The organism is Pseudomonas sp. GYB4201 (assembly GCF_056312595.1).
The window spans coordinates 61,590-83,271 of record NZ_JBWGIG010000023.1; the positions used below are offsets into that span (position 1 = coordinate 61,590).

A 21,682-nucleotide genomic window follows, 5' to 3' on the forward strand; every position below is an offset into this window, starting at 1 on the left:
TGGGGACGCGGCCTTTGGCCGCTGCTACGAGGTGGAGTGTCAGGCGATCGGGACCAGGGGGTCGGCGGCGGCCCAGGCGGCGTCGCGGTCGGCGGCTGGCGGGTAGATCCACACGGTGTTGATCTGGGTCTTCAGCGCCTTGGCTTCCTCGCGCACCAGTTTCACCTGGCGGTCCCAGCCCTCGGTGTACACCGCGCCCCAGGCGCCCAGGTCCAGGCAGGTGACGTACTTGGGCTGGCGGTACGGCAGCGGCTCAAGGCCCAGCACCTGGGCGGCGACGTTGTAGCCGCTGAAACGGCCCAGCATGATCGCGTGCTGGCAGGTCATCAGGGCGTGGTTGCCCAGGTCGTCGGTGGCGGCGTGGGCGACGTCGCCGGTGGCGAAGATGTCGTCCTGGCCAATCACCTTGAGGCTGCTGTCCACGTGCAGGCGGCCCAGGGCATCACGCTCGCCGGGGACCTGGGTGGTCAGGCCGTGGGCGCGCACGCCGGTGGTCCAGATCACCGTGCTGGCCTCGATGCGCTGGCCGTCGTCAAGGGTCACGCCCTGCTCGTCCACCGCCACCACCGACGCCTGCAGGCGCCAGCTCACGCCCAGCTCGTCGCTGGCCTGGGCGATGGATTCGGCGATCTGCGCGCCCATGCTGCCGCCCACCTGGGCGCCGCGGTCAACGATGATCACCTCCACCGCAGCGTCGGCGCCGAGGATTTCACGCAACCGCGCCGGCATTTCCGCGGCGGTCTCGATGCCGGTGAAACCACCGCCGGCCACCACCACGGTGTTGCGCGCACGGCTGGCAGGCTGGCTGGCCAGGCCCTTGAGGTGTGCTTCCAGGCGCATGGCCTGCTCGATCTGGTCGACGTCGAAGGCGTGGGCCGCCACGCCGGGGGTGTCGGGCAGCGCCAGGCCGCTGCCGGTGGCCAGCACCAGCTTGTCGTAGCTCACCGCCTGGATGGCACCGTGGGCGTCGGTGTAGCGCACCAGCTTGTGCGCCACGTCGATGGACTGCGCTGCGCCCTGGATGAACTCCACGCCCACGGCGTACAGCAGTTCACCGATGGGGGCCGCCAGGCGGTGGGCGTTGGGCTCGTAGAACCGCGGGCGGATGCGCAGCTCGGGCTGCGGCGCCAGCAGGCTGACGCGGGTGTCGTGGTGGCCGTGCTGGTTGAACAGGCGCGTGGCGCCCAGGGCAGTCCATACACCGCCGAAACCGGCACCAAGGATAAGGATGTGCTGTTGCATGCTGCGCTCCAGAGGGGCAAGGGAGGCGGCTGGGTGCGCCTCGATAACTGCGACTATATTTGTCGTAGTTTAATTTGGCAATCCCCCGTCCATCGGACAGGCTGCGTTGCTGGGCTGCATGAGCATTGTTAGAATGGCGACTCATTCAGTCGGAGATCTCCCATGTCGCTCTACAGCGCGGGCGTTGAATACGGCATCCATTGCCTGATTTTCCTGGTGGGCCCCGGTGGTGACAGCCGCGAGGCCAGCGTGCGCGACCTGGCCGACCTGCAGGGCGTGCCCCAGGACTACCTGGCGAAGATCTTTACCAAGCTGGCGAAGGCAAAACTGGTGGCCGCCACCGAAGGCGTGCGCGGCGGCTTCCGCCTGGCGCGGCCGGCGGACGAGATCAGCCTGCTGGACGTGGTCAATGCCATCGATGGGCGCAAGCTGATTTTCGACTGCCGCGAGATCCGCGGCCGCTGCGCGCTGTTCGACGGCGAGCCGCCGGCCTGGGCGCTGGAAGGCGGCTGCGCGGTGCACGGCGCCATGCTCACGGCGCAGCAGCGCATGGAAGAGGCGCTGGCGCAGCAGACCATCCTGGACATGGCCCGCAAGGTGGGGCGCAAGGCCCCGGCGGAGTTTGGCGGGCAGGTGGATGAGTGGATCAATGAGCGGCGCGACCGCAAGATCCAGACGGTCACGCTTTAGACCGCGGCGCCTGTGACGCGGCCTGCGGCCGCTGCTACAGGCGGCGTCCCGGCTACACGCGGAAGCGACGCAGCACGTTGTCCAGCTGCTGGCTCAGGGTTTTCAACTGCGCACTGGCGCCGTTGGATTGCTCCGCCGCCTGCGCCGCGTGGCGGGACAGTTCGGCGGCCTGGGTGACGTTCTGGTTGATGTCTTCCACCACGTGAGCCTGCTGCAGCGTGGCGCTGGCGATGGAGGCATTCAGGCCGTTGAGTTTATTCAGCGCCTGGCTGATGGACGCCAGGCTCTGGCCGGCCAGGTTGGCCTGTTCGATGGTGAGCTGCGAGGCACGGCTGCTGTCGCCGATCACCTTCACCGCGGCGTCGGAATGACGCTGCAGGCGCTCGATCATCGCCTGGATTTCCGCCGTTGATTTCTGCGTGCGCTGGGCCAGCAGCCGCACCTCGTCCGCCACCACCGCAAAGCCCCTGCCCTGTTCCCCGGCCCGCGCCGCCTCGATGGCCGCGTTCAGGGCCAGCAGGTTGGTCTGCTCGGCAATGGCGCTGATGACCTCCAGCACGCTGCCAATCTGGGTGCTTTCGCTGGCCAGGGTGCGAATCACTTCCACCGCCTGGCCGATGGTGCCCGACAGCTGGTCGATCTGCCGCAGGCTGCTGTCGATGTTGGCCTGGCCGCGCTGGGCCTCGGATTCGGCGTCGCGCATCTCGCTGGCCGCGTGCTCGGCGTTCTTGGCCACGTCCTGCACGCCATAGGTCACCTGATTCACCGCGGTGGCCACCAGTTCCATCTGCTGCGACTGCTGCTGGCTGCGCACCTGCGCCTGGTCGGCGTCCACCTCCAGCTCGCCGGAGGCCTGGCCCAGGCGCGTGGCCGATTGCTGCAGGTCGCTGACCACCTGGCGCAGGGTGGCGACGAAGGCGTTGAAGTGGTGGGCCAGTTGGGTGACCTCGTCGTTGCCCTGCTCCTCCAGGCGCCGGGTCAGGTCGCTGTCGCCGCTGGCGATACTGGCCATGGCCTGCACCGCGGTGTTCAGCGGGCGGACGATGCTGCGCGCGATCAGAATCACCAGCAGCGCCATGATCAGGATGATGCCCAGGCTGATGGCCGCGGCCTTCAGCACCTGCTGATGGAACTCGGCCTCGACGTCGTCCACGTACACGCCCGAACCGATGATCCAGCCCCAGGGCGCGAACAGGCTGATGTACGAAGTCTTCTCCACCGGCGCGCTGGCGCCCGGCTTGGGCCAGCGATAATTCACCACCCCGGCGCCCTGGGCCTTGGCCAGCGCCACCATGGCATTGAACACCTCGACGCCGTCCGGGTCCTTGATGGCCGACAGGTCCTGGCCGTTCAGCTTGGGGTTGGCCGGGTGCATGATCATCACCGGGCGCAGGTCGTTGATCCAGAAGTAATCGGTCTGGTTGTAGCGCAGCCCGCCCACTGCCGCCATGGCCTGGGCCTGGGCCTGCTCGCGGGTCAGGGTGCCGGCGGTTTCCAGGCCGTGGTAGTAATCCAGCAGGCCGCTGGCCGTCTGCACCACGTGCATGGTCTTCTGCGCCTTGGCGTCGTACAGGTCATCGTGGATCTGCCTGACCATCGCCACTGCCATGGCGCACAGCATCAACGCCGCCACCAGCAGGATCAGCCACAAGCGGCGGCTGATGGAAAGATTGCGCATGTTCATGTCCGCTACTCCGTGCATTGTTTTTGTTATGGCCTTTGAGAGGCCATCGGCGCGGGGGACGGGAAATGAAGGGGGCAGGTGCCGGTGTCCGGTATTAGGCATAAATGCCGTGCAGCGAAGCTGCACATGAAGTGCACTCGATCAAGCGCGTGATCTGGCTTTTGATCTGCTTGTGATCTGGCTTTTGATCTTGATTGTATGCCCCGTAAAGCGCCCGGGCCGACTGGAGGCGTCGATCAACGGGCTGCCCGAAGGGCCGAGGCCGCAGGCCGAAGAGACGGTAACCCGCAGGCTTCTATAGCGGGTGCCGTCTGCCCGTTGAGCGGCGCCGGAAAGAGGCCCTGGCGCTTTATGGGGCACACAATCAAGATCAAAGGCCGCACGGGATCAAGGTCAAGATCAAGAGCGCGATTGCGGTTTGTCCAAGACGCGTTTCACGCGTTTTCCGCCGCGATTTGCTCGGAGGCTGCAACGTAATCGGCCTGGAACTGCGGCGACTCGATCCAGGCCAGGGCCTGGGCTTCGTCGGCGCCGGCCGACCATTGGCGGTATTCGAGCAGGGCAGCGAGGATAAAGTCCATGGCGCCCTCCTCGCCTTCCTGCTCGAACACCAGCACCAGCAGCGGGTGCGACAGGAACGCCTTGCACAGGGCCAGCTGGCTGGTGGCCTCGGCATCACGCATCAGCTTGAACAGCTCGGTGAGGTCCACCGATTCGAAGTCGATGCGCTGGTCGTTGGGGTCCAGTTCCACATCGGGGGCGGCGGCGCGCTTGACGCGGTTCTGCTTGGCCTTGGTCTTGGCGCGGGCGGCGCGTTTGTCTTGCTTGTGGGTGGCGGCCATGGGGCGCAGTTCCGTATTGCTGGAAAAACGCCCATGTTACCGCAACCAGGGGTCCGTGGTCAGAACAGCGACAATGGGTAGCTGACAATCAGGCGGTTTTCGTCGAACTCGTTGGTGCTGTAGTCACGGCGAATACTGGAGTTGCGCAACCGCACGTTGAGGTCCTTGAAGGTACCGCTTTGCAGGGTGTAGGCAATCTCGCTCTCGCGCCCCCACTCCTTGCCGTCGGTGATGGTGCCGCTGTGCACGTTGCTGCCGCTGATGTAGCGGTTCATCAGGGTCAGGCCGGGGATGCCCAGGGCGGCGAAGTTGTAGTCGTAACGCAGCTGCCAGGAATGCTCCTGGGCGCTGTCGAAGCTGGAGTTGTAGCTGTCGTTGGCCAGGGTGCCGCCGCTGGTGCCGTTGACGCGCATCCAGGCGTTCTTGCCGGTCAGTTTCTGCAGGCCTACCCACAGCGTGCCACCGCCGTAGCGGGCGGAGAACATGCCGGACAGGGTGCGGTTGTCGAGGTCGCCGTCCAGCGCCGCGCCGTCCTCCTTGCCCCAGAAGTAGCCCAGGTTGGCGCCCAGGGTCCAGGCGCCGACGTTTTGGCTGTGCAGCAGTTGCACGTACTGCTGCTGGTAGATGTCTTTCAACTGCGCATTCCACACGCCCACCAGGGTGTGCTTGTCGTTGAAGGTGTACTCGCCGCCGGCGAAGTTGAAGCGGTCGGAGGTGCCGGTGGTGTTCCCCTGCATGTTCATGTCGGTCATGCTCGAGTCGTTGCGCGGGCTGTTCTGGCGGAACTGGCCGCCGTACAGGGTCAGGCCCTCAATTTCCCTGGAGGTGACCTGCCCGCCCTGGAAAGTCTGCGGCAGCGAGCGGCCGTCGTCCGAGCGCAGGATCGGCAGCACCGGCATCCACTCGCCGACCTTCAGCTCGGTCTGGCTGATCTTCATCTTGCCCGCCACGCCCAGGCGGCCGAAGGTGGACGCCGGGTCGCCGTCATGGTCCACCGGCAGCAGCTGCGACCCACCGGTGCCGCCACCGCCGTTGAGCTTGACCGAGTACAGGCCCAGCACGTCTACACCAAAGCCGACCACACCCTGAGTGAAGCCGGAGCGGGCGTCGAGGATGAAGCTCTGGGTCCACTCTTCCGCCTGGTTCTGGCCGTAGCCTGGATTGGTGAAGTTGCGGTTGAGGTAGAAGTTGCGCAGGTTGAGGTTGGCGGTGGCGTCATCGAGGAAGCCCTCGGCCATGCCGTCCAGGGGCAACGCGGCCATCAGGGCCAGGGTGCTGACGAAACGCGGGTTGAAGGTCATTTTCATTGTTATTGTTTTCCATTTTCTTCGGGCAAGGGGGCTCCGCGCGCCCTGAGCTGTCAGGGCGCCGGAGGTGAAGCGGGAACGTGTGTGCGGGAGGTCAGGCGGCCTGGCTGGCGGCCAAGGCCTGGCCGGCGCGGCGCTTGGCCACGCCGTTGAGCAGGATGGCCACGGCGGCGAAGAACGCCGGCACGCCGAGCATGGCAAACAGCGCCGGCAGGCTCAGGCCCATGCTCAGCACGGCGCCGCCGATCAACGAGCCGAAGATGGCGCCGAAGCGGCCGATGCCCAGCATCCAGCTGACGCCGGTGGCGCGGAAGTCGGTGGGGTAGTAGCCGGGGGCGAAGGCGTTGAGGCCGGTCTGCGCGCCGCTCATGAAGAAGCCGGCGGCGATCACGCCCACGGCCAGCAGGCTGGATTCCAGGCTGAACGCACCCAGCAGCAGGATGCAGGCACCGCCCAGGGCATAGGAGGTGGCGATGACGCGGTTGGGGTTGCGGCGGTCCATGATCCAGCCGACAAAGATCGCGCCCACGGTGCCGCCAATCTGGAACAGGCCGGTGATGGTCGCGGCGCGTTCGATGGGCAGGCCACCGTCACGCAGCAGGGTCGGCAGCCAGCCCATGGTCAGGTAAATCACCATCAGGCCCATGAAGTAGGTGGTCCACAGGGCCAGGGTGCCGGCGCGGTAGGTGTCGGTGAACAGCTTGCTGACCGGCGCCTTGTCCTGCGCCGGTGGCTCGCTGAGGGTGAAGCGGGTGTTGCCGTCGAAGGTGCCGCCCAGCTTGTTCAGCACCCGCGCGATGTCACCGGCCGGCGCCTTGCGGCTGGCCAGGAAGCGGGGTGACTCGGGCAGCAGCAGCCACAGGAACGGCAGCAGCGCCAGGGGCAGCAGGCCGCCCACCAGCAGCACCGACTGCCAGCCGTGCAGCGGGATCAGCCAGGCGGCCACCAGGCCACCGCCCCCCGAGCCCAAGTTGAAGCCGGTGAACATCACGGTGATGAACAGCGAGCGGTTACGCTGGGGCAGGAACTCACTGAGCAGCGTGGTGGTGTTGGGCATGGCGGCGCCCAGGGCCACGCCGGACAGCAGGCGCAGGCCGGCCAGTTCCCAGGGGTTACGGGCAAAGGCGCAGGCCAGGCTGAGCACGGCGAAGCCGGTGACGGCAATCAGCAGGATTCGCTTGCGCCCCAGGCGGTCGGCGTAGGGGCCGGCGGTCAGCGCGCCGATGGCCAGGCCGATCATGCCGGCGCTCATCACCGGGCCGAAGGCGGCCTTGGTCAGGCCCCATTCCTGGGTGAGCGAGGGGGCGATAAAGCCCATCACCGCCACGTCGAGGCCATCGAACACCACCACCAGAAAGCACAGCGCCATGATCAGCCACTGGTAGCGGCCCACGGGCCGTGAGTCGATCCACCCTTTGATGTCGACGGAGTCGTTGCGCATGTTGTTTCACCTTGTTGTTTTTGTAAGGTTGCCGTGGCCTCTGCGGGCCAGCGGGTGTTGCAGTGGCTGCGACTGTACGTCGACTGGGGGGCGGCGCGCCTGCGGGTTCTGGTTAAGCAGGTATGTGATTTGTTTATCGGGCTGGCACGGGCGTGCCGCTTTCAGTCCTTGGCGAACTGGAAGCGGCGTTCCTGGGAAGTCAGCCGGCGGGCGGCGTCCTTGAGGGGCTCGGGGCATGGCAGGTCGGTGATCCGCGCGATCAGCCGGACGTTGCTGCCCAGGTTGTGCGGTTGGGGCTGCACCAGGGTCTTCATCTGGTGGGCGACCTTGAAGATGTCTTCGGCGCAGCGGCCGTCGAAGTCGCCGTGCAGCTCCAGGAACTGGCCACTCTTGTCGTGGTGGATCTGCAGGTGGTAGCGCTGGGAGCCGTCACGGCCACCGCTGCCCAGCAGCACTGGGGTAAAGCCTGGGCCCAGGTAGGCGCGCAGCTGATCCTGCAGGGCGTCCTGGATGGCCACCGGCACTTCTTCGATCAGGGGTTTGGGGCGGGCCTTGAGTTTGCGCTTGAGCTTCACAATGCGCCCTCCACCGCCTGCCACGGCAGCTGCACGGCCACCGGGTGCTGGAACGCGAAGGCGTAGCCGGCCACCTGGGCCTGCACCACGTTGAAGTCGCAATAGCTGGTGAACGCCGGGAAGATCACTTCGGCCACGTAGGGGCCGCGCACGCGTTTGTCCAGTAGCAGGGTCAAGCCGACAGAGCGTATCAAGTCTTTCATCATTACCTCGAAAGCAGAAAACTGCGTCGCGCCTGGCGCTTCATGCGCAACTGGCGCCTCGGGGCAAAGCTTATGCGGGGCGTGGGTGAAAGGCGGTCAAGGGGATGTAATATTGGGTAAAGATGCGCCTCACGCCCGGCGTGGCAGGTGGATGGCCACGCTCAGGCCGCCTTCGGCCAGGTTGCTGGCGCTGATGCGCCCGCCGTGCAGCTCCACGGCGCGCTGGGCGATGGCCAGGCCCAGGCCGAAGCCCGCCTGGTCGCTGCCGCGCTCGAAGGGGTTGAAGATGCGCTGCAGGCGGTGGGCTTCCACGCCCGGGCCCTGGTCGGTGATGCGCACCTTCAGGCAGTCCGCTTCCACCGAGGCCACCACCCGCACGGTGGTGGCCCGGGCCGTGAAGCGCACGGCGTTGCGCACCACGTTCTCGAAACAGCGGTACAACAGCTCGCCACTGACCCGGCTGACAAAGGCCGTGGGGGCTTCCAGCTGCACCTGGCAATCCTTCATGCCGGCTTCGAACTGCGCGTCCTCGACGATATCGGCCAGCAGTTCGGTGACGTCCAGGCGCTCGCTGTCCAGGCTCTCCGGGCGGCCCTGGACGCGGGCCAGGGTCAGCAGTTCCTCGATGAGGATGTCGATGCGCTCGGATTCGCGCTCGATGCGCCCGAGCATTTCCAGGCGCTCGGGGCTCTGCAGCAGCAGGCCGATGGCAGCGCGCATGCGCGTCAGCGGCGAGCGCAGCTCGTGGGAAATGTCGTGCAGCAGGTGCTGCTGGGCGTCCACCAGCAGCTTGAGCTGGGTGGCCATGCGGTCGCAGTCCTCGGCCAGGTCCACCAGCTCGTCGCGGCGCCGGCCCATCTTCGGTTTCACCCGGGTGTCGAAGCGCCCCTGGGCGACGTTGCGCATGGCCCGGCGCAGGTGCACCAGCGGCCACACCAGGTAATAGGCCAGGTACCAGCTGAACAGCGCGCTCATGATGGTGCCCACCACCAGCGGGATGGCGTGGCTGGGGCCCTTGCCTTCCGGCGAACCGGGGTTTTCCGGGGCGCGCAGGGTCACTACCTGGCCGTCGCTGGCGGTGACGGCCAGGCTGTAGGCGTCGGCCGGCACCGGGCTGCCGGCCAGCAACCGGCCCTGCGGGTCGTACAGGCCGATGCGCTTGCCGTGCAGGTCGTCGGCCCACACCGTCAGCAACGGTTTGCCGGCGTCGACGCCGAAGCGCTCGATGACGTGCTGGGTGTTGAAGAACACCGTGCCGATCTGCGGGTCACCGGGAAAGAAGCGCCCCAGCAGCAGGATGGCCAAGCCCACCACGAAGGTCAGGGTGGTGGCCAGCCAGAACGCCAGGAACAGCTTCCAGAACAGCCGGCTGGGCCTGATCATTCGGCGATCAACAGGTAGCCCAGGCCGCGCACGCTCTGTATCCAGGCCTTGGCGTCGGGCCGCGGGCCCAGTTTCTGGCGGATGCTGCTGATGTGCACGTCGATGCGCCGGTCATAGCGGGTCAGCGGCCGGCCCAGGGCGTTGAGCGACAGGTTCTGCTTGCTCACCACTTGGCCGGCGTGGCGCGCCAGCTCTTCCAGCAGGCTGAACTCGGTGCTGGTCAGGTCCAGCGCGGCGCCCTGCCAGCTGGCCTGGCGCTTGCCCGGCCAGAGCACCAGCGGGCCGGAGCGCAGGGTGTCGCTGGGCGGCGCGTCCTGGGGCTGCACGCGGCGCATGATGGCGCGCAGGCGCGCCACCAGTTCGCCCGGCGAGCTGGGCTTGGGCACGTAGTCGTCGGCACCCAGTTCCAGGCCGGTGATCTTGTCGATGTTGTCGCCACGGGCGGTCAGCAGCAGCACCGGCACCTGGCTGCTGGCGCGAATGCGCCGCAGCACCTCGATGCCCGACAGCCGTGGCAGCATCACGTCCAGCACGACGATGCTGTAGCGCCCCGACAGCGCCTGCACCTCGCCCTCCTCGCCGGTGTGCACGGCGGTGGCGTGGAAGCCTTCACGCTCCAGATACTCGGCGAGCATCTCGGTCAGCTCCTCGTCATCGTCGACCAGCAATACGGAAATCATGGCGCACTCTTGAATGGGTATCGGTCGATTATCACCGTAGACCCCTTTGCCGTCACCGCAACTTGCGCAACCTTTACCTAACTTGACATTGGGTTAACCGCACCGAACTTCTCGGCCTTTTATGCTTCACCCCCCAAGCCAAGCGACCGCGTGGCGCCTTGCCTCACCGCGAGCCCCGGCGGTGCGCCTGGGCTGTCTGTCGAAGCGTCCTGGAACCTGTCCTGATGAATTTGTCGCGCCTGCTCTGCTCGGTTGTACTGGTGGCCAACGCCACGCTGGTGCACGCCGAAGCGTTCAAGATTTCCGATATTCGTGTCAACGGCCTGCAACGGGTGTCCGCCGGCAGCGTTTTCGGTGCCCTGCCCTTGAACGTCGGCGATGACGCCGATGACCGCCGCCTGGTGGAGTCCACCCGCGCGCTGTTCAAGACCGGTTTCTTCCAGGACATCAACCTGAGCCGCGATGGCACCATCCTGATCATCAACGTGGTGGAGCGCCCGTCCATCTCGTCCATCGAGATCGAAGGCAACAAGGCCATCAGCACCGAGGACCTGATGAAGGGCCTCAAGCAGTCGGGCCTGGCCGAAGGCGAGATCTTCCAGCGCGCCACCCTGGAGGGCGTGCGCAACGAGCTGCAGCGCCAGTACGTGGCCCAGGGCCGCTACACAGCGACGGTCGACGCCCAGGTGGTGCCGCAGCCGCGCAACCGCGTGAGCCTGAAGATCAAGATCGACGAAGGCAGCGTGGCCGCCATCAAGCACATCAACGTGGTGGGCAACACGGTGTTCTCCGAGCAGGACCTGACCGACCAGTTCACCCTCAAGACCACCAACTGGCTGTCGTTCTTCAAGAACGACGACAAGTACGCCCGCGAAAAACTCTCCGGCGACCTTGAGAAGCTGCGCTCCTACTACCTGGACCGCGGCTACATCAACATGGACATCACCTCCACCCAGGTGTCCATCAGCCCGGACAAGAAAAGCGTGTTCATCACCGTCAACATCAACGAAGGCCAGCGCTACACGGTGCGCGACGTGAAGCTGTCGGGCGAGCTGAAGGCCCCCGAAGACCAGGTCAAGGCGCTGCTGCTGGTACAGAAAGGCCAGGTGTTCTCGCGCAAGCTGATGACCACCACCAGTGAGCTGATCACCCGCCGCCTGGGCAACGAGGGCTACACCTTCGCCAACGTCAACGGCGTGCCGGAAACCCACGATGACGACCACACGGTCGATATCACCTTCATGGTCGCCCCCGGCAAGCGCGCCTACGTCGACCGCATCAACTTCGTCGGCAACACCAAGACCGACGACAAGGTGCTGCGCCGCGAGATGCGCCAGATGGAAGGCGGCTGGGCCTCGACCTACCTGATCGACCAGTCCAAGACGCGCCTGGAGCGCCTGGGCTACTTCAAGACCGTGAACGTGGAAACCCCTGCCGTGCCCGGCAAGGACGACCAGGTGGACGTCAACTACAGCGTGGAAGAACAGGCCTCCGGCTCGATCACTGCCAGCGTCGGCTTCGCCCAGAGCGCCGGCCTGATCCTGGGCGGTTCCATCACCCAGAGCAACTTCCTGGGCACCGGCAACTACGCCAGCATCGGCCTGACCAAGTCCGAATACCAGACCAAGTACAACCTGGCGTACACCAACCCCTACTTCACGCCCGACGGGGTGAGCCTGGGCTACAACCTGTTCTACAACAAGACCGACTACAACGACTACTACAGCGATGGCGTGTCGTACTACTCGATCAACAGCTACGGCGCCGGCATGACCTTCGGCTACCCGATCAGCGAAACCACGCGCCTGACCTACGGCCTGACGCTGCAGCACGACGACATCAGCCCAGGCACCTACAGCGCCGACGAAATCTACGACTTCATCCAGCGCAACGGCGAGAGTTTCACCAACCTCAAGGCCAGCGTGGGCTGGTCGGAATCGACCCTCAACCGCGGTGTGCTGGCCAACCGTGGCCACTCCCAGAGCGTGAACTTCATGGCCACGGTGCCTGGCAGCGACCTGACGTTCTACAAGATCGACTATAACGGGCAGACCTTCCTGCCCATGAGCAACACCACCTCCATCCGCCTGCACACCAAGCTGGGCTACGGCAACGGCTACGGTTCCACCGACGGCTTGCCGTTCTACGAGAACTACACCGCCGGCGGCGAAGGCAGCGTGCGCGGCTTCAAGAGCGGCACCCTGGGCCCGCGCAGCACCCCGGCCACCGGCGCCTACTCGTCCATGGGCCAGGAGTACTACTCGGACCGCAGCACCGACTCCCTGGGTGGCAACATCCTCATCACCGGTGGCGCCGAGTACCTGTTCCCGATGCCGTTCATCAAGGACCAGAAGTCGTTGCAAACCTCTATTTTCTGGGACTTCGGCACCGTGTACTCGGACAAGTGCTACCTTTCCACCACACAGAACTGCGGCAACGTGAGCCTCAGCGAAATGGCCGCCTCGCTAGGCGTCGGCGCCACCTGGTACTCGCCGCTGGGCCCGCTGACCTTCAGCCTGGCGCTGCCGGTGCGCAGCCCGAGCGGCTCCGAGGCGCAGGTGTTCCAGTTCTCCCTGGGCCAGACGTTCTAAGCCCTTCATGACGCGGCCTGCGGCTTCGCCGTAGCAGCGGCCGCAGGCCGCGTCCACCACTTTCCAGGCCCCTGTCATGAAGACGTTCCCGATCGCCACCCTGCTGGCGCTGCTGCTGACCGGCAGCGCCCACGCCGCCCAAGCCATCGCCACCCTCCCCGTGGTGCCAGCCACCCAGACCTGCGCCGCCCTGCAAACCCAGGACCTCGCCGCCCTGGGTGGCGCCGGCAGCCACATCACCAGCGCCCGCGAAACCACCGACAACGGCATCAGCCACTGCGTGGTAGAAGGCACCCTGGCCCCCAGCATCGGTTTCCGCGTCAGCCTGCCCACCCGCACCTGGACCCAGCGCTACCTGCAGGTAGGCTGCGGCGGCCTGTGCGGCAACATCGCCACCCAGATAGGCGCCGCCCAAGGCTGCGTGCCGCTGGACAGCGGCGGCTTCGTCACCGCCGCCACCGACATGGGCCACGAGGGCAACAGCAGCGCGTTCGGCCAGGACCCGCAGAAGCGCGTCGACTTCGCCTACCGCAGCCAGCACCTCACCGCCCTGGTGGCGAAACAGCTGATCAAGGCCTTCTACGGCCAACCCCAGCAGTACGCCTATTTCAACGGCTGCTCGGACGGCGGCCGCGAGGCGCTGATGGAGGCCCAGCGCTACCCCAAGGACTTCGACGGCATCATCGCCGGCGCCGCAGCGTTGAACTTCCAGGTGCAGAACGCGCTGTACCACGCCTGGCAGGCCCGGGCCAACGAGGGCGCGGACGGCAAGGCGATCCTGGTGGCCGGCCGCCTGAACCTGCTGCACGACGCCGTGCTGGCGCAGTGCGACGCCCAGGACGGCCAGGTGGACCGGCTGATCAGCGACCCGCGCAGCTGCCACTTCGACCCCGCCAGCATCCAGTGCAAGGCCGGGCAAGCGCCCGACACCTGCCTGACCGCCGCCGAAGTGGGCGCCGTGCGCAAGCTCTACGACGGCCCCCGCGACCCCGCCACTGGCCAGCGCCTGACCATCGGCGGCCCGCAGCCGGGCTCGGAACTGGCCTGGGCCGGGGTGTTCGTGCCGATGTCGGCCGACCAGCCGATCTTCAGCCAGAAAATTGCCCTGGACGCGCTGCAGAACGTCAGCTTCGCCAGCAACCCCACGCGCACCCTGACGCTCGCCGATGCCCGCTTCGACACGGCCACCTTCGAGCAACTGCGCGCCCTGCACCCGCTGTACGACGCCACCAACCCCGACCTGTCGGCGTTCGCCCAGCGTGGCGGCAAGCTGATCATCTGGCACGGCTGGGCCGACCCGCACATCTCGCCGCTCAACAGCCTGGCCTACCACCAGGCCCTGCGTAAACAGATGGGCGAGGCCCGCAGCGAAGCGTTCGAGCGCCTGTACCTGCTGCCCGGCGTGCACCACTGCAGCGGCGGCGAAGGCCCCAGCCAGCTGGACCTGCTGACGCCGATGATGAGTTGGGTGGAGCGCCAGCAGGCGCCGGAGATGATCCTCACCACCCAGGCCACGCCCAAGGCCCAAGGCTTCGGCGCGCCCATGGCGCCACCGCCCGGCGCACCGAAAGGCCAGCGGCCGCCCATGGGCCCCATGAGCCTGCCGGCAACCGCCGCCGACCAGGCCAACGCCGGCCGCACCCGGCCGCTGTACCCCTTCCCCTACGTGGCGGTGTACAACGGCAGCGGCGACCCGCGGCTGGCGGCCAGCTACCACCGTGGCGGCCCAATCGACAGCACGCCGACGCCGGCCTGGATGGGCGCTGATTTCTTCACCCCATACAAGCCCATGTAGCAGCGGCCGCAGGCCGCGTCCGCAGGCGCCGCGCATTCCCAGGGCTACCGCGCCGCAGCCGGACGCAGCCTGGCGGCGGCTGCTACGCGGGTTCGGTGTAGCAGCGGCCGCAGGCCGCGTCACGGCCCGTTCGCCGCCAGCCGCGCGCCCTCCAGCGCCTGGGCGAACCGGTCGGCCTCGCCGGGGGCGAACTGGCTCAGGAACAGCGCCTTCACCGCCCCCTCGTACACCTTCCACATGCGCTGACGCAGCGCCCGGCCCTTATCGGTGATGCCCACCGTGGCGCCACGGCCATCGCCCTCGGCGCGGCGGCGCTGCACCAGGCCCTCGGCCTCCAGGCGGTCCACCAGCCGCGTCAGGTTGTAGCGTTCTATCACCATCACGTCAGCCAACTCATGCATGCGCCGCTGCCCTTCGGGGCCGCTTTCTATCCCCCACAACGCGTCGTACCAGGCATACGCCGGCAGCTGCTCGGCGGCCAGGCGCCGCTCTATCTCGCGGATCAGCGAGCGGTGCGCACGCACGAAGTTGAACCAAAGATCTGCTTGGCCCTGGGCCATGGCGACTCCTGAAGCAGGGGAAATGTAGTTGCAATTGTACGCTAGCCGGCGCTAGATTGAATGTAATTGCATTTGCAATCAAAACACCAGGAGGCGTGATGAGCGAGCAATCGAGGTTTCTGGACAAGGATCCCCAGCAGACCCGTGAATGGCTGGAATCGATGGAGTCGGTGCTGGACGTGGAGGGCCGCCCCCGCGCCCATTACCTGATCGACCAACTGCTGGATTTCGACGTGGCGCGCCACGGCGACTTTCATGGCCGGGTGGCCACGCCCTACGTCAACACCATCGCCCCCGACCGCGAGCGGCCCTACCCCGGCGACCTGGGCATCGAAAAGCGCCTTAACGCGCTGATCCGCTGGAACGCGCTGACCATGGTGCTGCGCGCCGGCAAGCACTCGGGGGTGGGCGGCCACATCGCCAGCTACGCCTCGGCCGCAGTGCTCTACGACGTGGGCTTCGACCATTTCTTCCGCGGCCGCACCGCCACGTTCGCAGGCGACCTTGTGTACATCCAGGGCCATTCCTCGCCCGGTATCTACGGCCGCGCCTTCCTGGAGGGCCGCCTCAGCGAGGCGCAGCTGGATAATTTCCGCCGTGAAAGCGACCGCGACGGCATCAGCTCCTACCCCCACCCACGGCTGATGCCCGACTTCTGGCAGTTCCCCACGGTGTCCATGGGCCTGGGGCCGATCACCGCCGCCTACCAGGCGCGCTTCATGCGCTACCTGGAAAACCGCGCGCTCAGCCAGCACCAGGGCCGCAAGGTGTGGGCGTTCCTGGGCGACGGCGAGATGGACCAGCCCGAGTCGCTGGCGGCCATTTCCCTGGCCGGCCGCGAGAAGCTCGACAACCTGATCTTCGTCGTCAACTGCAACCTGCAACGCCTGGATGGCCCGGTGCGCGGCAACGCCAAGGTGATCCAGGAGTTCGAAAGCCTGTACCGCGCCGCTGGCTGGAACGTGATCAAGGTGATCTGGGGCAGCGGCTGGGACCGCCTGCTGGACAAGGACCGCAGCGGCCTGCTGCGCCAGCGCATGATGGAGTGCGTGGACGGCGACTACCAGAACTACAAATCGCAGAACGGCGCCTACGTGCGCGAGCATTTCTTCGGCAAGTACCCCGAGCTGCTGGCGCTGGTGGCGGACATGTCCGACGACGAGATCTGGAAGCTGTCGCGCGGTGGCCACGACCCGCACAAGGTCTACAACGCCTACGCCGCGGCCATGCGCCACACGGGCGCGCCCACGGTGGTCCTGGCTAAGACCGTCAAGGGCTTTGGCATGGGCGAGGCCGGCGAAGGGCAGAACATCAACCACCAGCAGAAGAAAATGGGCCTGGAGGCGCTGAAGGCGTTCCGCAACCGCTTCCAGCTCAGCCTGGCGGATGAACAGGTGGCGGCGCTGCCCTACCTCAAGCCCGAGCCCGACAGCCAGGAAGCCCGTTACCTGCAGGCGCGCCGCAGCGAGCTGGGCGGCCACCTGCCGGCCCGCCACGCCCAGGTCGAACCGCTGGCGATCCCGCCCCTGGCCAGCTTCGGCGCACAGCTCAAGGGCACCGGCGAACGGGAAATTTCCACCACCATGGCCTTCGTGCGCCTGCTCGGCACCCTGCTCAAGGACCCGCAGGTGGGCCCGCGCGTGGTGCCCATCGTGCCCGACGAGTCACGCACCTTCGGCATGGAAAGCCTGTTCCGCCAGATCGGCATTCACTCCCACGTGGGCCAGTTGTACACGCCCCAGGACGCCGGGCAACTGAGTTATTACAAGGAGAGCAAGGACGGCCAGATCCTGCAGGAGGGCCTCAACGAGTCCGGCGCCATGGCCTCATGGATCGCCGCCAGCACCGCCTACGCCAACCACGGCGTGGCCACCCTGCCCTTCTACATCTACTATTCGATGTTCGGCTTCCAGCGTATCGGCGACCTGGCCTGGGCTGCGGGTGACGCCCGCGCCCGCGGCTTTCTGCTGGGCGCCACCTCGGGGCGCACCACGTTGATGGGCGAAGGCCTGCAGCACGACGACGGCCACAGCCACGTGCTGGCAGCCACCATTCCTTGCTGTGTGGCCTACGACCCTACCTATGCCTACGAGCTGGCGGTGATCATCCACGCCGGCATGCGCCGCATGTTCGTCGACCACGAGGACGTGTACTACTACATCACCCTGTTCAACGAAAACTACGCCCACCCCGACCTGCCCGAGGGCGCGGAGGACGGCATTCTCAAGGGCCTGTATAACCTGTCCAGCACCCCGTCCGCCACCGGCACGCCCCATGTGCAGCTGATGGGTTGCGGCGCCATCCTGCGCGAGGTGCTGGCGGCCGGCGAGATATTGGCCCGTGACTACGGCGTGGCCAGCGACGTGTGGAGCGCCACCAGCCTCACCGAACTGCGCCGCGAGGGCCAGGCGGTGGAACGCTGGAACCTGCTGCACCCTGAAGCCGCGCCGCGCAGCTGCCACGTGCAGGCCTGCCTGGCGGGCCGGCAAGGGCCGGTGGTGGTGGCCACTGACTACATGAAGATCTTCGCCGACCAGATTCGCCCCTTCGTCGACGGGCGTCGGTTCGTGGCGCTGGGCACCGATGGCTTCGGCCAGTCGGACACCCGCGAGGCGTTGCGCCGGCACTTCGAGGTGGACCGCCAGTTCGTGGTGCTGGCGGCGTTGAAGGCGTTGGCGGATGAGGGAATGGTGGCGCGCGCCGTGGTGGCGCAGGCGCTGGCGGCCTTGCAGATCGATCCCGACAAGACCGACCCCGCCAGTGTTTGATTGCGGCAGTTGCTACAACACCCTGTAGCCGCTGCCGAAGGCTGCGCTGGCCCACCTCCACACTGAAGATCTTCAGTGTACCCAAGGGCCAGCGCAGCCTGACGGCAGCGGCTACGGGTATTCCTGTGCCGCTAAGGGCTTGCTGGATCAGAAATCGACGGTAGCCGACAACTTCATCACCCGTGGCTCACCCTGGGTCAGGTAGCCACCCTGGGCCGAGGCCCAGTAGTCCTTGTTGAACACGTTTTCCACGGTGGCGCGCAGGGTCACGTCACGCTCGTCCACCTTGAAGCCGTAACGCGCGCCGGCGTCGAAGCGGTTCCAGGTCGGCAGGCTGATGGTGTTGGCGGCGTCGGCGTACTGGCCGCCGGTGCGCAGCATGCGCCCGTTCAGCGACACGCCTTCCAGGCCCGGCACGTCCCAGTCGATGCCGGCGTTGAGCTGGAAGGTCGGCACGCCGATGGCGCGGTTGCCGTCGTTGGTGCCGTTCTGGGTGTCTTCCACGCGGGTCTTCATCACCGTCACGCCGCCCAGGATGCGCAAGCCCTGCACCGGCTCGCCGAAGGCGTTGAACTCCACGCCCTTGTTGATCTGGGTGCCGTCCTGCACGTACAGCAAGGCGCTGTTGGTGTAGCCGGCGGTAGGCTCCTCGATGCGGTACACCCCCAGGGTGGCGCCGTAGGTGCCCATGTCCACCTTGACGCCCGCCTCCACCTGCTTGGTACGGCCGGGCGCGAAGGTCTGGCCACGGTTGCTGGCGGTATCTGGCGCGGTGTCGCCCGCAGCCAGGCCTTCAATGCGGTTGGCGTAGAACGACACGTGCTCCCACGGCTTGATGACCAGCCCGAACACCGGGGTGGTAATTTCCTTGTCGTAGTTGGCGTCGCGCGCGCCGCTGTTGTAGTCGTAGCCCTCGACCACCAACTGCTGGCGACGCAGCCCGGCGGTGACCAGCACGCGGTCGTCGAGCAAGCCGACGGTGTCGGAGGCGGCCAGGCTGCGGTTGAAGGTCTTGCCGGTGATGCCCGGGTCGCTGAGGTCGCCGCCGGGGAAGTCGTAGGAAGGCTTGGCGGTGGCTACCGGGTGGTAAATGTTCGAGGCTTCGCCGATCACGTCGAAATCGTAGGCGCTGCGTTGCTGGGCCCAGATATCGGCCATGCCGAGGTTCAAGCGGTGGCTGACCGCACCGGTCTGGAACGTGCCGTTCAGGCCCGCCGAGAAGCTGGTGTTGTCTTCGTCGTGGGGAATGGTGGAACCGGTGACGTTGGCGTCGCCGACGTTGTCGGTCAGGGTCACCGAGGAATAGCGGCCGTTCTCCCGGGTGTGCTTGTAGCCACCGGCGGCGTAGGCGGTCCAGTTGTCGTTGAGGTCGTACTCGCCACGCAGCATGCCGTAGGTGTCTTCCAGCGTGGTATTGGCCCACTTGGCGTTGGCGTTGCTGGTGGACGATGGCGCCTTGGGTGCCTTGGTGGCACTGCCCAGGAACACCGAGTTGCGGCCGCCGTCGATGTCTTCCTTCTGGTAGCCGAAGTCGGCGGACAGGCGCAGTTTGTCGCCGCGGTAGTCCAGGCCTGCGGTGAACACCTGCTCGCTCTGGCTTTCGTGATCGACGCCGGTGTTGCCGCTGCGCTGGGCCAGGTTCACGCGGGCGCCGAACTGGTTGTCCTCGCCAAAGCGCTGGCCCAGGTCCAGGTGCTCGCCCACGCGGCCGTTGTCGCTGATGTCGGTGGTCAGGCGGCGCAGCGGGGTGTCGTCGGCCCGCTTGGGCTGCAGGTTCACCGAACCACCCAGGCCGGTGCCGGTGGGGGTGATGCCGTTGGTGAAGGCGCTGGGGCCACGGAACACTTCCACGCGCTCGATGCCGTCGGTGGAAATGATCTGCCGCGGCAGCATGCCGTACAGGCCGTTGAAGGAGATGTCATCGGTGGCCAGCGGCAGGCCACGGATCATGAACACCTGGGACTGGTTGCCGTAGCCCGAGGCCTGGCGCACGGAAGCGTCGTTGAGCAGCACGTCGCCAATGTTCTCGGCCTGCTGATTCTCGATCAGCTCCGAGGTGTAGGCGGTGCTGGTGAACGGCGTGTCCATGATGTCCTGGTTGCCCAGCACGCCCAGCTGCGCGCCCCGTGCCACCTGGCCGCCGGCGTACACCGGGGGCAGCGAAGGCGCGGCAGTCAGCGACTGCGCAGCGATGTTGACGTCGCTCAACTGCAGGGTGCCATCACCCTGCTTGGCGGTCGCATCCTGCGAGTTGGTGACAGTGGCCGCCTGCGCCGTCATGGCCAGCGAGCACAGCAGTGCGAGCATCGTGGGCCGGAACGGGACGCCTTGGCAAACAGGTGGGAGCATGATCAGTCCTGCGGAGGGGAATGGTGAAGGGCGCGAGGCAGAGCCTCGGGTGCGCTGGGTAGAGGCAATGTGCCTCATGCATTAATGATATTACTTATCAATTAGATATACATCTCATTTGCGGATGATATTTGGTCACAGATGCGTTACACAGTTGGCTCATCGGGGGTTACAAAGTAGCCCGGCGCAGCGCTGGACTCCTGAAGCGGGCGGCGGATAATGGACCGCTCACAAGGAGTTATTCCGGGGAACCTTCACGATGAGCGCGGTATCACGAGACGTATTCGACGCCAAAATCGAGGCCATCGAGGCGCGCATGGATGCCCGCGTCAATGCCTCCATTGCCAAGGCCGACGCCACCCATGCCCGGTTCGACAACTTCCTGCTGCTGCAGGCCGAGCGCGACCAGCGCTATTACGAAGGCCAGGCAATTCGCGACAAGCAACTGGAAGCCCTGACCGGCGAGGTGCGCGACATGGCCGTGGAAATGCGCACCGGCTTCAGCTCGCTGCGCACCACCATCCTGGTGACCGCCGTCACCGCAACCATTGCGATCGTGCTGGGGGTCGCCTCGTTCAACGCCTCACTGACCTCCAACATGCTGGCCGCTTTCCAACTGGGAAAATCGGTCCACCCCATGCCTCCGCTCCCGCTTCTGCCGGCCCCGGCTACAGTGGCCCCTGCCCCACAACCCGCTGACTAACCAGTCATTTCCAAGCCACCAAGTCGCCTTTTCGGCTCAACCCCTTATAAACAAAGGCCCCCGCCAACAATCATGTAGTGCCAGTAAAAAATCACTACAAAAGGTGTTGACGCCCCGCACGGCGCCTTGCATAGTGAAGCCGTCTCCCCGATCGGGAGCCAAGGCAAAGGGTGTCAAAGCCTGGCGACAAGCCGTCGTCCGGTTGCGTGATGTGTACTGCCCACAAGGCAGATTGATGAAAAGCTGACCGGCAGGTCGCCCGTATGGGGCACCAGGCCGGCGAGACGATCTCAAGATGCTTGTGGCTGACTGCAGTACTGTCGTCCGTGATCTTCCTGATTCGTCGCGCCTTCCTCCCTGCTGTAGCCACTTTCCATCAACGCTACACACATCAACCCTGCGCTATCTGCAACCGGCTTTTTTTGCCTTGCAGCACCGTGGAGTGGCCGATTGGGGGCCATGTTTGAACTCAACACAGACAATAGAAATAACAGTCGAGGGGACTTACATCATGAACTTGAACAATCAACCGACCATTGAAGAACTGGCTCAATTGTTCGCATCGCGCAAAGACACGCTGGACAGCCACATCCTGTGGGTCTGCGCATCGGGCGAAGTTCATATCGACGCAATGGCGCGCCATGCCGGCGAAGCCGAATTCGAACAGAGCAAGCCAAGCATGCGCGCCCGCCTGCGCACCTACCGCCGCGGCCAGGGCTACATCGGCCGCAAGGCAGCGGCCGACCGCGAGTTCCTGGGGCGCGTGCTGCACACCCTTGAGGCCCAATGGCCCGAGGCGCGGCAAGCGGCGCAGGTCCAGGTGATCGACCGCTACTGCTAAGCAGGACACCGCCCTGTAGCCGCTGCCG

The 21,682-nt window shown here is 66.2% G+C and carries 17 protein-coding genes; 6 read left to right on the top strand and 11 right to left on the bottom strand.

Annotated elements, in window-relative coordinates:
* Positions 1-39 precede the first annotated feature (39 nt).
* Positions 40-1,242, bottom strand: a complete 1,203-nt coding sequence (locus tag AC0Z2B_RS21010; protein WP_416424722.1) for an NAD(P)/FAD-dependent oxidoreductase — start codon at positions 1,240-1,242, stop codon at positions 40-42.
* Positions 1,243-1,404: 162 nt separating this feature from the next.
* On the opposite strand from AC0Z2B_RS21010, the gene AC0Z2B_RS21015 reads away from it, so the two are divergent.
* Positions 1,405-1,932 carry an RrF2 family transcriptional regulator gene (locus tag AC0Z2B_RS21015; protein WP_476299154.1) on the top strand — a complete coding sequence of 176 codons (528 nt, stop codon included), beginning with the start codon at positions 1,405-1,407 and terminating at the stop codon, positions 1,930-1,932.
* A 52-nt stretch (positions 1,933-1,984) separates the two neighbouring features.
* On the opposite strand, the gene AC0Z2B_RS21020 is transcribed toward AC0Z2B_RS21015, so the two are convergent.
* The 8 genes from AC0Z2B_RS21020 to AC0Z2B_RS21055 all read right to left on the bottom strand — a co-directional run bounded on the left by AC0Z2B_RS21020 (position 1,985) and on the right by AC0Z2B_RS21055 (position 10,047).
* On the bottom strand, positions 1,985-3,616 hold the full coding sequence (locus AC0Z2B_RS21020; RefSeq protein ID WP_416424724.1) for a methyl-accepting chemotaxis protein: 1,632 nt from the start codon (positions 3,614-3,616) through the stop codon (positions 1,985-1,987).
* Between the two features lie 434 nt (positions 3,617-4,050).
* A complete protein-coding gene (locus AC0Z2B_RS21025; protein WP_476299157.1) occupies positions 4,051-4,458 on the bottom strand; it encodes a protein-tyrosine phosphatase family protein in 408 nt (135 codons plus the stop codon).
* A 59-nt stretch (positions 4,459-4,517) separates the two neighbouring features.
* Positions 4,518-5,765: an OprD family porin gene (locus tag AC0Z2B_RS21030; protein ID WP_476299159.1), complete on the bottom strand. Its 1,248-nt coding sequence runs from the start codon at positions 5,763-5,765 to the stop codon at positions 4,518-4,520.
* 94 nt (positions 5,766-5,859) lie between these two features.
* Positions 5,860-7,206: an MFS transporter gene (locus tag AC0Z2B_RS21035; protein ID WP_476299161.1), complete on the bottom strand. Its 1,347-nt coding sequence runs from the start codon at positions 7,204-7,206 to the stop codon at positions 5,860-5,862.
* Positions 7,207-7,367: 161 nt separating this feature from the next.
* Positions 7,368-7,781 carry a hypothetical protein gene (locus AC0Z2B_RS21040; RefSeq protein WP_476299163.1) on the bottom strand — a complete coding sequence of 138 codons (414 nt, stop codon included), beginning with the start codon at positions 7,779-7,781 and terminating at the stop codon, positions 7,368-7,370.
* On the bottom strand, positions 7,778-7,984 hold the full coding sequence (locus AC0Z2B_RS21045; protein WP_416424729.1) for a hypothetical protein: 207 nt from the start codon (positions 7,982-7,984) through the stop codon (positions 7,778-7,780). The genes AC0Z2B_RS21040 and AC0Z2B_RS21045 overlap by 4 nt, the downstream gene beginning before the upstream one ends.
* A gap of 129 nt (positions 7,985-8,113) precedes the next feature.
* Positions 8,114-9,367 (bottom strand): HAMP domain-containing sensor histidine kinase, encoded by a 1,254-nt coding sequence (locus AC0Z2B_RS21050; RefSeq protein WP_476299165.1) that lies wholly within the window; start codon positions 9,365-9,367, stop codon positions 8,114-8,116.
* The gene (locus AC0Z2B_RS21055; protein ID WP_416424731.1) at positions 9,364-10,047 is read right to left on the bottom strand and encodes a response regulator; all 684 of its coding nucleotides are present in this window, start codon (positions 10,045-10,047) and stop codon (positions 9,364-9,366) included. Before AC0Z2B_RS21055 ends, AC0Z2B_RS21050 begins: the two co-directional genes overlap by 4 nt.
* A 224-nt stretch (positions 10,048-10,271) precedes the next feature.
* Here AC0Z2B_RS21055 and bamA point away from each other — a divergent pair, with 224 nt between their 5' ends.
* Together bamA and AC0Z2B_RS21065 are read left to right on the top strand one after the other, a co-directional pair.
* A complete protein-coding gene (gene bamA, locus AC0Z2B_RS21060) occupies positions 10,272-12,638 on the top strand; it encodes an outer membrane protein assembly factor BamA (RefSeq protein WP_476299167.1) in 2,367 nt (788 codons plus the stop codon).
* 76 nt (positions 12,639-12,714) lie between these two features.
* Positions 12,715-14,433: a tannase/feruloyl esterase family alpha/beta hydrolase gene (locus AC0Z2B_RS21065; protein ID WP_476299169.1), complete on the top strand. Its 1,719-nt coding sequence runs from the start codon at positions 12,715-12,717 to the stop codon at positions 14,431-14,433.
* 119 nt (positions 14,434-14,552) lie between these two features.
* Here the strand turns inward: AC0Z2B_RS21065 and AC0Z2B_RS21070 are convergent, their stop codons facing one another.
* The gene (locus tag AC0Z2B_RS21070) at positions 14,553-14,993 is read right to left on the bottom strand and encodes a MarR family winged helix-turn-helix transcriptional regulator (RefSeq protein WP_476299171.1); all 441 of its coding nucleotides are present in this window, start codon (positions 14,991-14,993) and stop codon (positions 14,553-14,555) included.
* 98 nt (positions 14,994-15,091) lie between these two features.
* On the opposite strand from AC0Z2B_RS21070, the gene aceE reads away from it, so the two are divergent.
* Positions 15,092-17,761: a pyruvate dehydrogenase (acetyl-transferring), homodimeric type gene (aceE, locus tag AC0Z2B_RS21075; RefSeq protein ID WP_476299173.1), complete on the top strand. Its 2,670-nt coding sequence runs from the start codon at positions 15,092-15,094 to the stop codon at positions 17,759-17,761.
* Positions 17,762-17,908: 147 nt separating this feature from the next.
* On the opposite strand, the gene AC0Z2B_RS21080 is transcribed toward aceE, so the two are convergent.
* Complete coding sequence (locus AC0Z2B_RS21080) at positions 17,909-20,110, bottom strand: TonB-dependent receptor (protein ID WP_476299175.1); 2,202 nt, start codon at positions 20,108-20,110, stop codon at positions 17,909-17,911.
* Positions 20,111-20,369: 259 nt separating this feature from the next.
* Between AC0Z2B_RS21080 and AC0Z2B_RS21085 the strand changes: the two genes are divergently transcribed.
* Both AC0Z2B_RS21085 and AC0Z2B_RS21090 read left to right on the top strand, forming a co-directional pair.
* Positions 20,370-20,813, top strand: coding sequence for a hypothetical protein (locus tag AC0Z2B_RS21085; RefSeq protein ID WP_473002601.1), 444 nt, complete (start codon positions 20,370-20,372; stop codon positions 20,811-20,813).
* Between the two features lie 511 nt (positions 20,814-21,324).
* Positions 21,325-21,654: a hypothetical protein gene (locus tag AC0Z2B_RS21090; RefSeq protein WP_473002602.1), complete on the top strand. Its 330-nt coding sequence runs from the start codon at positions 21,325-21,327 to the stop codon at positions 21,652-21,654.
* Positions 21,655-21,682: the final 28 nt, after the last annotated feature.

Coding starts and splice junctions, on each gene's coding strand:
- AC0Z2B_RS21030 (WP_476299159.1), bottom strand. CDS start 5,765: ATGAAAATGACCTTCAACCCGCGTTTCGTCAGCACCCTGGCCCTGATG.
- aceE (WP_476299173.1), top strand. CDS start 15,092: ATGAGCGAGCAATCGAGGTTTCTGGACAAGGATCCCCAGCAGACCCGT.
- AC0Z2B_RS21050 (WP_476299165.1), bottom strand. CDS start 9,367: ATGATCAGGCCCAGCCGGCTGTTCTGGAAGCTGTTCCTGGCGTTCTGG.
- AC0Z2B_RS21055 (WP_416424731.1), bottom strand. CDS start 10,047: ATGATTTCCGTATTGCTGGTCGACGATGACGAGGAGCTGACCGAGATG.
- AC0Z2B_RS21020 (WP_416424724.1), bottom strand. CDS start 3,616: ATGAACATGCGCAATCTTTCCATCAGCCGCCGCTTGTGGCTGATCCTG.
- AC0Z2B_RS21080 (WP_476299175.1), bottom strand. CDS start 20,110: ATGCTCCCACCTGTTTGCCAAGGCGTCCCGTTCCGGCCCACGATGCTC.
- bamA (WP_476299167.1), top strand. CDS start 10,272: ATGAATTTGTCGCGCCTGCTCTGCTCGGTTGTACTGGTGGCCAACGCC.
- AC0Z2B_RS21010 (WP_416424722.1), bottom strand. CDS start 1,242: ATGCAACAGCACATCCTTATCCTTGGTGCCGGTTTCGGCGGTGTATGG.
- AC0Z2B_RS21070 (WP_476299171.1), bottom strand. CDS start 14,993: ATGGCCCAGGGCCAAGCAGATCTTTGGTTCAACTTCGTGCGTGCGCAC.
- AC0Z2B_RS21015 (WP_476299154.1), top strand. CDS start 1,405: ATGTCGCTCTACAGCGCGGGCGTTGAATACGGCATCCATTGCCTGATT.
- AC0Z2B_RS21045 (WP_416424729.1), bottom strand. CDS start 7,984: ATGAAAGACTTGATACGCTCTGTCGGCTTGACCCTGCTACTGGACAAA.
- AC0Z2B_RS21090 (WP_473002602.1), top strand. CDS start 21,325: ATGAACTTGAACAATCAACCGACCATTGAAGAACTGGCTCAATTGTTC.
- AC0Z2B_RS21065 (WP_476299169.1), top strand. CDS start 12,715: ATGAAGACGTTCCCGATCGCCACCCTGCTGGCGCTGCTGCTGACCGGC.
- AC0Z2B_RS21025 (WP_476299157.1), bottom strand. CDS start 4,458: ATGGCCGCCACCCACAAGCAAGACAAACGCGCCGCCCGCGCCAAGACC.
- AC0Z2B_RS21035 (WP_476299161.1), bottom strand. CDS start 7,206: ATGCGCAACGACTCCGTCGACATCAAAGGGTGGATCGACTCACGGCCC.
- AC0Z2B_RS21085 (WP_473002601.1), top strand. CDS start 20,370: ATGAGCGCGGTATCACGAGACGTATTCGACGCCAAAATCGAGGCCATC.